Genomic DNA, 8832 nt, shown 5'->3' with positions numbered 1-8832 from the left:
AAAGCCCCTCACCAGAACTCTGCGGTGCTCCGCTGACAATAATCCCATTATTACTAATCGCAACTGCACTGCCAAACTGGCTCCCGGCATTTCCTTCTGTTGCGGTCAGTTTGACCGGATCTGCAAAGCCGCCAGATCCATCAGGAACATAAACATAAATGGCACCGCTTTGATAACCGCTTTCATTATCACCTGTTGAGCCTACAACAACCACACCGCCTTCATTGATGCTGACAGATGTGCCGAACTGACCTGCGTAGTCACCATCTGGGGCCGTTAGCTTGAGTTCAGTAACACCACCGACCCCATCTGGCTGACGCACGACAACAGAGCCACCGGCATACACGTTGCCTTCGCTATCCCTAGGTGCACCAACAACAATTGTGCCAGCCCCATTCACCGCAACACTGGAGCCATATCCGTCTGCTGAAGCACCCTGTGCATCAACAACATGAGCGAGTGAGGAAATAACCTCAGATGAAACAAAAACAGGCGCAGTATTGGATGTGTTTGTTGGAGTTTGGTCAGACATAGCGGCCTCAAAATGACGACAAATAATCAGGCCAAACTATGAGTGCATTAATCATGCAAAACAATTTAAAGTTTAATCAACTATATATACGCAACCTATTTTAGATTTTTCAATCTCCTCATACGTTAATTTCATTCAGCAACGCATCTATTAGATGAAAAATATAGAAGACTAAAAATACAAGAACCCTTAGTTTTGATTAGCATCAAAATCTAATTAAGTTTAGTTTTTTATATCATCATATTTTAGTTGAAAACTTGCACTTAACATCTCTTTCGAACCGCATAACGCTCTTCGAGCAGAGAGGCTAGTTGTACGCCCTAGAGTTGATTATAGATCTGACATCACAACTCAGGAATAACATCGACACGCACAATAAGGCCGGTCCCGATTGTGAAAATCAACAAATTTTCAACGTAAAGAAGCTGTTCGTATAGGACCGCTGAGCAACTTAGAATGCCCCCAATGATATTGCTTAGGCTGTTGCAAGCAAACCTATTATCTGATGTCAAAAGTGAGTTTCTGCTTGGTGCCGTGTTTGAGGCATTTTGTTGAAACTATAATCGTATGCTGGATCTAGATTTTGTAGTTCTTAACCAGCAACATAAAGCGTTCAACTAAAGGATTGAGGCTCTTCGTTCGCCAGAAGATGGTCATTTTCATCTCTGGCAATGGGGGCGTTGTGGGAATTGAGCAAACATCCGGTGTAAGCTCCATAGTACCTGGAACAATCATGCAAGCACCTGTACCAGACGCAGCTAGGCCGATTTGACCACTGACGTTCGTCACTGCTGAGGGATAGATCTGCGGGATAGCTCCTATTTCCTTTAGAGCATCAATCTGAAAGGAATATTGGCGCGGGTGCGCACTTACAGGCAGCAGAATTAATGGAAGGTCAGAGACATCCTGAGCGGTAAGCACCGACTTGTTGGCCATTTTGTGAGACTTTGCCAAGCATAGCTCATAGTGGGCAGACCAAAAAACCAACTGTTCCAGGTTCTTGGGAAGTTCCAGAGGAGTCGGCTGTGACATGAATGCGATATCAATCTTGTTCGATGCCAACGCTTCACACATCTCGACTGCTGTCAACTCAATCAGATGGGTGAAGATGCTCGGATAAGCCACCCTAAAACCTCTAAGCAACTCATCTATCTGTCTGAAATTCTGGTAGCTTGGAATACCAACTCGCAACTCCTGCTGTTGCGCCTTGCTGTGTATATTCTCCAGCTCTTCACTACAGTCGTTGAGCAGAGACTGAAACAGTCGCAAGCATTGCTGTCCCCCAGCTGTAATTTTAAAGCCTGTCGATGATCTGGAAAGCAGGGGCAGTTCGAGATTTTCCTCCAACTGAGAGATCTGTTGGCTAAGTGTTGGCTGGCTTACTCCCAAACTCTCTGCTGCCTTGCGAAAGTTCATAAAATGGCAAAGCTCGCAGAAATAGAGAAGTTGGCGAAAACTGAGGCGCCTCAGCATCGCTGTCCATTTTGGCTGTATCTGGTTCAAGGGCCGAGAGTCCTGCATGATGTACTCAGTCTATCAAGATCTATCAGTGCAGTAGGTCATAGAAAATTTCTATGAGCAATAAATTACTCATATTATTCGTCGTTTCCCAAACAGTTTAGCCTTCTCACTATGAAAACCGACACGGGCATTGCTGTCGGAATAATGGGAGGCATAATTGCTAAATAATACAAGCACAGTACTTGCAGAACGTTCTTACGACATAGCGGATGTAAGCCTGGCACCAGAAGGTACCAAACGCATTCAATGGGCTAAGGCTCATATGCCTATTATGAGCAGTATCATTGAACGCATGGAGCAGCAGAAACCTTTCAAAGACCTGACGATTGGTGTGTGCCTTCATGTTGAAGCGAAAACCGGTGTCTGGATGGAAGCTCTTACCAAAGGTGGTGCAACGGTTGCCCTCACAGGCTCTCCCGGATCAACTCAGAATGAGACTGCAGCGGCCCTGGTGAAAGATTTCGGTGTTCATGTTTTTTCTCAAAGGAATGAAACCTTCGAAGACCACATGGAGTACTGCAAGCAAATCCTGCGCTTTAAACCAGACATCATTGCAGACAACGGGGCGGATTTGCATGAGCTGATTTTCACCGATAACGAGTTTACAGAGCTGCAATCGACTCTGATAGGGGCAACAGAGGAAACGACGACAGGTGCAAACCGCCTGCGCGAGGACTTCAACTCCGACAAGTGGAGCACGCTCATCATCAACGACACCCAATCTAAGCGGATCATCGAAAACCGTTTTGGCGTGGGTTCCTCTGTCGTTGATGGCCTTATGCGGGCCACCAATGTGATGCTGCACGGGAAGAAAATTGTCGTTGTTGGCTATGGCTATTGCGGAGCAGGCACTGCTCAGCGCCTTCGAGGCATGGGCGCGCATGTTACGGTTGTTGAGAGTAATTCTCTGGTCCGTCTGGAAGCTCATATGGAAGGTTTCTACACCGCATCATTGGAAGCAGCGATACCTGATGCGGATATGGTTGTAACCATAACAGGCCGGGACAACGTGCTGCGCAAAGAGCACTTCCAGCTGATGCGCGATAAAACCATTATTGCAAATGCCGGACACTTCCAGCGTGAAATTGATGTGCCAGCTCTGACTGCGCTCAGCTCGTCTCACCAGCAAATCCGGCCACACATCACCGCCTATCAGATCCCAGAGGGTGAGAAAGAGCTGTTCCTCGTCTCACACGCAAATCTGGCTAACTTATCAGCAGGCGATGGCAATCCAATCGAGATTTTGGATCTAGGGCTGGCGCTACAAACCTTAAGCATTGAGCGTATTGCAACAGCTGCTTCAACGTTGAGCAACACCCTGCAACCAGTACCCTACGACATTGAGATGAAGGTGGCTGAACTGGCCTGCAAGTACTGGATTAACCGCTAACGCCAGCCTTTTAGCGCAATAACATCATGAGGAAATTAGGAATTTGAACATACTGCCTATGCTTAGCTTCCTTGGCAATTCTTGGTGTATTTTTCATTCAGTTTCTCAATGGATGGCATTACCTTTCGATTTAGCGGGTTGATTGGTGATAAGATGTTTGAACTGTTTGGCGGTCGAGGTTTTGCCATGATGGGTGTGAATGCCAAATACTTGGACGCTACCTCGTTTATGGCCACTCTTGGCGTTTTGCTTTATGCCAGAGTACAGCTTCCTGAGAAAACTAATCTCAAGAACCAATTGTTGACTGGTATCTGCGCCAACCTACATTATACGCCTCCCTAACAAAGCCTCACAAACAAAGTGTAAGTGTAACATGCCTCAGATCCCTTCGTTAAAAAGCATACAGGCATTTGAAGTGGTTGTTCGGCATTTGAGTTTTAAAGATGCTGCGGAAGAGTTGCATGTTACGCCCACCGCTATCAGTCATCAGATCAAGAACCTTGAAGACCACTTTGGGGTGTCGTTGTTCCACCGCCTGCCACGGTCGCTTCGCTTAACGAAAGAAGGCGAGACTTACGCTCCTTTTATCCGAGAAGCTTTTGAAAGGTTGAATGCTGGGTCCGCAGCTCTTTTGAATGATGACCTTGATGGTACACTGGCAATTACCACCACCAACTCCTTTGCCTCAAACTGGCTGGTACCAAGGCTCAAGCGTTTTTCAGAGCAGAACCCTTTGATTGCTGTGAAAGTTCTGGGTTCCGATGAGTTACTTACCTTTCCAAAAGACAACATCGATCTGGCAATCAGATATGGCAGGTCCGACCATGTTGACTTACACGCTGCCTGGATACTGGATGATTTTGTATCAGCTGTATGTGCTCCAGATTATCTGCCCGCCTCGCCAGAGCTATCAATGCTTCAGACCCAACAGCTGATACAGTATGAGTGGACTGGGTTTTCAGATAAAGACCCGAGCTGGGAAGGTTGGTTCAGAAATCAAGGTTGCGGATTTACTCCGTTAAAACCAATCAATACGTTTTCTGAGGAGCATATGTGCATTTCAGCGGCCAGAGATGGGCATGGGGTCGCTTTGGTTAGTCTAATCGCAGCAGCACGAGATCTGGAAGAAGAACGCTTGGTTGCCCCTTTCGATTACTCGATCAAAAACAAAAGCTATTATATGGTTTGCCCGAAATCCTCGGCCAACAGAGCGAAAGTTCAGGTTTTCCAAGATTGGCTGCTGGATGAAGCCGATATATTTCGTGATTGTGCAATCGGCCAGCATTTCTTTGAAAAGTAATTGATGCCCTGAATCCCATTCAGCCGTCAGCTGAAATCTCTGATGTTGTTCTCTGTTTTATACTCAAGGTAGGACTGAACCTGACCTTCTGATCTCTATGAGAGAGATTAAGAGCCAATGGCAGAGGCAGTCCCATGCGGTCGCAAGATCAAATTCATAAGCTAATCAATCAATACAGTTTCACTCTGGATTCCGGAAACCTGAAAGGGTTCGCTGCCCTGTTTAAAGAGGCAAGCTGGCACTTTGACGGCTCCGATCCAGTTCATGGCAGCAAGGATCTTTATGATCAGGTTCTAACGCGAGTCATCTTGTACGAAGACTGTACGCCCCGCACCCGTCACATGACCACCAACTTGGATATACGAGTTGATGAGGAAGCTGGTAGGGCTGAATGTCAAAGGTATGTCGTCGTCATTCAGCAAGCAGATGACTTTCCACTGCAGGTTATCTACTCAGGTGAGTATTTTGATGAGTTTATTCGCCAGCAAAATGGGGATTGGCGATATAGCAAGCTCACAATACGAAAACCACTTTTTGGTGACTTGAGCCACCATCTTCTATCTCGGTTGAGTTAGGGGAGTGATAGCTATGCAACACACTGATCGTGATGAAATCCTGAAGCTTCTCAATCGCTACAGCTTCACTCTGGACAGTGGTGACCTTGATGGGTTTGCCGAACTTTTCGCTCACGGTGAATGGGGCATGGAAGGCCGCATGCATCAAGGAAAAGAGGCCTTGCTGGCAGGTGTTCGATCTACTGTTCTACTCCAGTCGGATAGGACATCCAAGACCCGTCACATGTTCACCAACATCCAACTTGAGATTAATAACGAGGCCAGTATTGCAACCTGCAAACGCTATGGCCTCGTTGTTCAGCAGACAGCTGACCTTCCCTTAAAGCCAATCTTCTCTGCTGACTATTTCGATACCTTCGCAAAAGAGGAAGATGTCTGGCGCTTTAAGAAATGCGAGCTTAAGCGCGCATTTGTAGGAGATCTTTCACACCAGTTTTCGCAGGAGGTTTCATGACTTCCGATGCAACCTTCACAGTCCAGAAAAGCAAAACTTAAGGTGAGATCCTGATGACAACGCTTTTACAAATCAATGCCAGTATTCGGGGAAGCGAGAGCAATGTTCCAGAATACAACTCAATCTCCCGCAACATCTCAGCATCCTTCATGAAGGAATGGCAGCGGCACAAGCCGAATGGCAAGGTGATCTGCCGCGATGTTGGTATGTATCCACCAGACCACATAACTCAGGAATGGATAGCAGCAGTTTTCGCCGCCCCAGAGAACCGAACAGACACACAAAAAGCGCTGCTTGCTCAGTCGGACAACCTGATTGCTGAACTTGAGCAAGCCGATGTCATTCTCCTGTCAACACCGATGTACAATTACGGTATGCCAGCTTGTCTAAAGGCCTGGTTTGATCAGGTGATGCGCATCAACAAAACTTTCAGCTTTGACCTGGCACGTGGTGATTATCCGATAGAGCCAATTTTATCTGGCAAGAAGTTGGTTGCAATCACGTCATCAGGAGAGTTCGGATTTGGGCCCGGTGGAGTTCGCGAAAGCCGGAACCATCTCATGCCGCATATAAGAACCCTGAAAGGATATCTTGGGGTTGATGAGCTATTTGAAGTCGCAGCTGAGTACCAGGAGTTTAATGACGAACGACATAAGGCCTCCGTGCAAGATGCACATGTAAAAGCTAGAGATTTGGCCACAAAGCTTGCTTCACCGAACTAGAGGTTCATTCTGACCAACAGTAAAAACTAAACCCACCATCTGGTGGGTTTAGAGCTATCAGTTCCAGAAAAGATCGTGTTTGCTCTTCATTGAGACCCCACTTGCTGAATGTGAAAAGTGTCTCTGAGTTCATCACCTTCTTTCAAAGCGCTACCAAGCGTATGTAAGTGACCATAGTTGACGTAAAGCTTGCCTTTCGCAACAACTCCAGTGGTTGGGTAAACATCATCCGTTTTGAATGTCTGACCAATCGTAGCAGAGCTCCAATCGTCATCAGAAAAGAGCTGGAACACCGTGTTGGAGACAACTCCGGAAGCGCGATTGGTGATCGCGACAAGCTCCTCAGGGTCAGTCAAAACGAGACCATCGGTACCAACGAGTGGCTGGGGCATTGCTACTTCAGTAAAGGCTGACGGATCATTTAGAGGCACTTTGAAAAGCAAACCATCACTTTTCTTGGCCACAAGAAGATAGCCGTTCTCATGGTATTGAATACCATTCAGGTTGAACCCTTCACCACGAAATCTCTCATGAGAAAGAAACACGCTGGCTTTGCCGGATGGCGTAACTTTGTAAATAGAAGCAGCCAGGCTATCTGTGATGTAGGTATTACCATCCGCATCGAAAGTAAGGTCATTTGCAAACTTTTTCTCAGCGGGCTGGAGATCTGACAAGTCAATGAACTTTAGAGGGGCGCCTGTCGCCAAATCGTAGATCCCCAAGGCCACCGATGCGAACTTATCTGAGGGAACGCTGCGCGTTGCTACACCATAGTCAGAGCTGTTGACCAGCAACCGCCCTCTTTCTGCATCAACGCGAATTCCAACAACAGAACGAAGGCGTTCATCATCAACCAGACGTGTTGTTGTTCCGTCCTTGTTAAGTGCGATAACTTCCCCTTTTCTTATTGAGCCAAGCAAAAATCGTTCACTCTTGGCGTCGTATTCAAGCCCTTCAGGGTAAAGAGCTTTGCTTTCTACGGAGAACCCATCACTCCCTTTTGCATCAAACTCCAAGGTAGTCTGTTGGGCTGATGCAGATGAAAACATTAAGAGAGATAGAGTTGATGCTGTCCATAAAGTACGGATACTGTTTCTCATGGAGCGTTACCTCATGTTGTTGCTCGTTTATGCTCATGAGGCTAGAGACGCAGGCTACCGCCCACAAACTCGTTTAATTCATGCCGAAGCTGAAACTATCTTAGTTGGATCAAACGGTTGTGATGACTGCATGTAGTGGAAATGTTGACCATTACTGGACATTCAACCTAAATCCAGTTGCTTACAGCCAGTCCGTGATTTCAACCATAAGTCGATTTTGGTCAGCTTGTTGATGAATGACCTTACCGGTCATACGCCTTGGTACAATATTCAGACTGTTGGGAACTTCTCACTACTTCTGATTGCTATCATGGATGCACGCGCAGCTTTATTGACATCTTGTCTGGAATTGTTATATTCCTTCATCTGCCCAGGCTTCGTCCAAGCGCAGTCAAATCTATATCTTGATTTGCGCAATTGGACCCAAAATGCAGAAACCACTTCCCAATAGTAAAAAAAATATTCGCTAACCTTGTACGCTTCTGCGTCCGGGTTTCTTTGTGCTGTGCGCGTTTCATGCGTCATAGCCAATGCGTTCATGACAAAAGGTCCGCAGCAATGAACCAAGCAGTTCGAAACGATACTAAAGATGTGCCCCGCGCTATAGTTATCACATTAATTTCTTTATTCATTTTCGGGCTTCAAGATATCGCAGTCAAAGCGCCTGTCGCAGATTATCCACCCACACAGCTTGTGATGATCAGGTTCTGAGGTGTTGGCCTGTTTATGGTTATTTGGATTGAGCGTACGTCCGATTTCTCTAGCGTTTTACGTTCACACTTTCCTGGATTGCAGATTTTACGAAGTGTTCTACTTCTTGCCGACATTTGGTTGTTTACCGCCGCATTGAACTACATGCAAACATCTGACCTTCAGGCAATTTTTATGTTATTTCCGATTACTGTGAGCGTGTTAACCGTTCCTCTTCTGGGTGAAAGAATGGACGTCTATCGCTGGCTGGCTGTACTGATAGGTTTTACAGGTGCCCTCATTGTCGTGCGTCTAGGATTTCAACAGATCGACAGCTCGCTATGGCTCGTTGCCGGTGCAGTGTTGAGTTTCTCGCTTTACACTGTACTGACACGTAAAGTTGCGACAAGAGACAGCACAAAAACTTCAATGCTATACTTGTCATGCTGGTGGTGTCAATGCTGGGTCAAATTTCCCCAAAAGTGCTGGACCAAATTTCCCCAGTTTGAGGTTTGGTGACCAGCCTTTTTTTAGGTCTAGTTCTCCTT

The 8832-nt window shown here is 46.5% G+C and carries 9 protein-coding genes; 6 read left to right on the top strand and 3 right to left on the bottom strand.

Annotated elements, in window-relative coordinates:
• Together PPL9_RS04175 and PPL9_RS04170 are read right to left on the bottom strand one after the other, a co-directional pair.
• A partial coding sequence (locus PPL9_RS04175) for a hypothetical protein (protein WP_200962097.1) occupies nucleotides 1-532 on the bottom strand: 532 nt, incomplete at its 3' end.
• 576 nt (nucleotides 533-1108) lie between these two features.
• The gene (locus PPL9_RS04170; protein WP_161831202.1) at nucleotides 1109-2035 is read right to left on the bottom strand and encodes a LysR family transcriptional regulator; all 927 of its coding nucleotides are present in this window, start codon (nucleotides 2033-2035) and stop codon (nucleotides 1109-1111) included.
• Between the two features lie 175 nt (nucleotides 2036-2210).
• Here PPL9_RS04170 and PPL9_RS04165 point away from each other — a divergent pair, with 175 nt between their 5' ends.
• From PPL9_RS04165 to PPL9_RS04140, 6 genes are all read left to right on the top strand, one after another.
• Nucleotides 2211-3443, top strand: coding sequence for an adenosylhomocysteinase (locus PPL9_RS04165; RefSeq protein WP_057461475.1), 1233 nt, complete (start codon nucleotides 2211-2213; stop codon nucleotides 3441-3443).
• Nucleotides 3444-3551: 108 nt separating this feature from the next.
• On the top strand, nucleotides 3552-3785 hold the full coding sequence (locus tag PPL9_RS32695; RefSeq protein ID WP_057461474.1) for a hypothetical protein: 234 nt from the start codon (nucleotides 3552-3554) through the stop codon (nucleotides 3783-3785).
• A 31-nt stretch (nucleotides 3786-3816) separates the two neighbouring features.
• Nucleotides 3817-4743: a LysR substrate-binding domain-containing protein gene (locus tag PPL9_RS04155; protein WP_057461473.1), complete on the top strand. Its 927-nt coding sequence runs from the start codon at nucleotides 3817-3819 to the stop codon at nucleotides 4741-4743.
• 134 nt (nucleotides 4744-4877) lie between these two features.
• Nucleotides 4878-5318, top strand: a complete 441-nt coding sequence (locus tag PPL9_RS04150) for a nuclear transport factor 2 family protein (protein WP_057461472.1) — start codon at nucleotides 4878-4880, stop codon at nucleotides 5316-5318.
• Nucleotides 5319-5331: 13 nt separating this feature from the next.
• Nucleotides 5332-5772 (top strand): nuclear transport factor 2 family protein, encoded by a 441-nt coding sequence (locus PPL9_RS04145; RefSeq protein WP_057461471.1) that lies wholly within the window; start codon nucleotides 5332-5334, stop codon nucleotides 5770-5772.
• Nucleotides 5773-5825: 53 nt separating this feature from the next.
• Nucleotides 5826-6494, top strand: a complete 669-nt coding sequence (locus PPL9_RS04140) for an NAD(P)H-dependent oxidoreductase (protein WP_082596523.1) — start codon at nucleotides 5826-5828, stop codon at nucleotides 6492-6494.
• 86 nt (nucleotides 6495-6580) lie between these two features.
• Here PPL9_RS04140 and PPL9_RS04135 read toward each other — a convergent pair whose 3' ends face one another.
• Nucleotides 6581-7510: a hypothetical protein gene (locus tag PPL9_RS04135; RefSeq protein ID WP_208989157.1), complete on the bottom strand. Its 930-nt coding sequence runs from the start codon at nucleotides 7508-7510 to the stop codon at nucleotides 6581-6583.
• Nucleotides 7511-8832 lie beyond the last annotated feature (1322 nt).

It is taken from the genome of Pseudovibrio sp. POLY-S9 (assembly GCF_001431305.1).
Classification (GTDB): domain Bacteria; phylum Pseudomonadota; class Alphaproteobacteria; order Rhizobiales; family Stappiaceae; genus Pseudovibrio.
Note: the sequence above shows the minus strand (reverse complement) of the source record. Positions and strands in the feature narration are given on the sequence as shown.